Below are 1,813 nucleotides of genomic sequence, written 5' to 3'. Positions count from 1 at the left end.
GATGTCCTATGCCGACCTTGGGGCTATGCCGATGATGGGTGTAATGGTGCTGGTCAGCTGGGTTTTTGGGGCTGAGATGTCGGCATAGTTATAGGGCTGTGAGCCAGGCGAGGATGTCCGGTTCGGGGTGGTAGCTGCCGGGAGTGACGCCGAGCGGCCTGGTCCGTTCGATGGCAGCTTGCTTGATTGCCATGTCGGCGTGGAGGTAGGCGTCGGTGCTGTGCGTGTCGGCGTGACCGAGCCAGAGTGCGATGACGGCGACGTCGACCCCGCCGGTCAGGAGATTCATTGCCGTCGTGTGCCGCAGGGTGTGCATCGTGACGTGCTTGCCTGCGAGGCTGGAGCATGTGGTTTTCGTGGTGTTCAGATGTTTAGCGAGGCGGTGCTCGAGTGCGTCGCGGGAAAGAGCTTGTCCGTGAGGACCGCAGAACATCGCAGTTCCGGGCCGGGTCGCCCGTTCAGCGAGGTAGTGCTTCATGGTGTTCACGGTGGTGCGGGTCAGTGGGGTGGAGCGCTGGCGTCGGCCTTTGCCAGTGCAGGTGACGTGAGGTCCAGCGCCGAGATGGATGTCGTTGAGGGTCAGTGCGCAGATCTCGCTGATCCGAAGGCCGGTCTGCACCGCCATGGCCAGCAGCGCGTGGTCACGTCGCCCGGTCCAGGTCTGATGGTCGGGTGCTGCGAGTAGCGCGTCGACTTCTCCAGGGGTGAGGAATTCGATGACCGGCCTGGTGGTGCGTTTGGGAGGGATCGCGAGGACCTGCGTGATCGTGGCGGCGTGCTCGGGGTGGTTGGGAAGGGCGCGACTGAGCACGGCTCGGATCGCGGTCAGTCGGGTGTTGCGGGTCTTGGCGTTGTTGCCGCGGTCGTGTTCGAGGTGGTCGAGGAATCCGGAGACGTTCGTGACGGTGAGGGCATCGAAATCGATCTTGTCTGTGGGAACACCGAGCGTGGCGGTCAGGTGTTTGAGGAGCATCCGCCAGGTGTCGCGGTAGGACGCGATCGTGTTGCTGGAAAGGTCACGCTGGGTGCGGGCGAAGGCAGTGAAGTAGGTTTGCAGGCTCGTGGCCAGGGCGTTCATGATGATTCTCCTTCTTTGGGAGCGCGGTCGAGCATGCCAGCGGCCAGCGCCATCAGCTCGCCGGTCGCGGTCAGATACCAGTAGGTGTGGGCGGCGTCGGAGTGCCCGAGCCAGGTGGCGAGCAACGACAGCACCCTGTCGGGGTCGCCGCCGTGGGCGTAGGCCGCGGTCATGTGCGCGGTGGCGAAGGTGTGCCGCAGGTCGTGGAGCCGGGGCCGCGCTCTGCCGCGCGGGGTGAGTCCGGTTCGCTCCCGAACCCGTTTGAACAGCGGAAAGAAGGAGACGTAGTGGTACCCGGTCCCCTTGGAGGTCACGAAAATCGGGCCGTGCGGGTCAGGGCTGGTGGCAGTCCTTGCCGGGAGATCGATGTATCGTATGAGCGCTGCCGTCGTCGAGGCGTGCACGGGAACGAGCCGCTCGTCCGACTTCGCCGCCCTGATCACCAGCACGTCGTTGCGCAGGTCAATGTCATCGACTCGAAGGTTCAACGCCTCGCTGATTCGTAGCCCCGTTGCGGTGAGTAGGCCGATGACGGTGTGCACTGTCGCGGCGACGCGCTCGTTGGAGAACGCCTCAGTGCAGGCGGCAAGCAGCGCATCGACGTCGTCTTGGCTGTAGATGTAAGGCACTGCCCGGGGCTTCTTCGCTGACAGCAGGCCACCGGGGATGACGGGGACGTCGACACCGTTCGCGCTCAGGTGCGCGGCGAATCGGCGCACCAGCGACAGACGTGTC

The 1,813-nt window shown here is 64.8% G+C and carries 2 protein-coding genes; both read right to left on the bottom strand.

All coding sequences use genetic code 11. From position 1 onward, the window contains the following. Positions 1–88: 88 nt before the first annotated feature. Entirely contained in the window at positions 89–1,078 is a 990-nt protein-coding gene (locus NG698_RS21530) for a tyrosine-type recombinase/integrase (RefSeq protein ID WP_252612334.1), read from the bottom strand. Beyond that, positions 1,075–1,813: tyrosine-type recombinase/integrase (locus NG698_RS21525; RefSeq protein WP_252612326.1), on the bottom strand; the 739-nt coding region annotated here is incomplete at its 5' end. The genes NG698_RS21525 and NG698_RS21530, both read right to left, overlap by 4 nt.

The organism is Pseudarthrobacter raffinosi (genome assembly GCF_023913735.1).
GTDB lineage: Bacteria > Actinomycetota > Actinomycetes > Actinomycetales > Micrococcaceae > Arthrobacter > Arthrobacter raffinosi.
Note: the sequence above shows the minus strand (reverse complement) of the source record. Positions and strands in the feature narration are given on the sequence as shown.

Excerpts from the sequence above, each read along its gene's own strand:
- NG698_RS21530 (WP_252612334.1), bottom strand. The coding sequence starts at position 1,078 with ATGAACGCCCTGGCCACGAGCCTGCAAACCTACTTCACTGCCTTCGCC.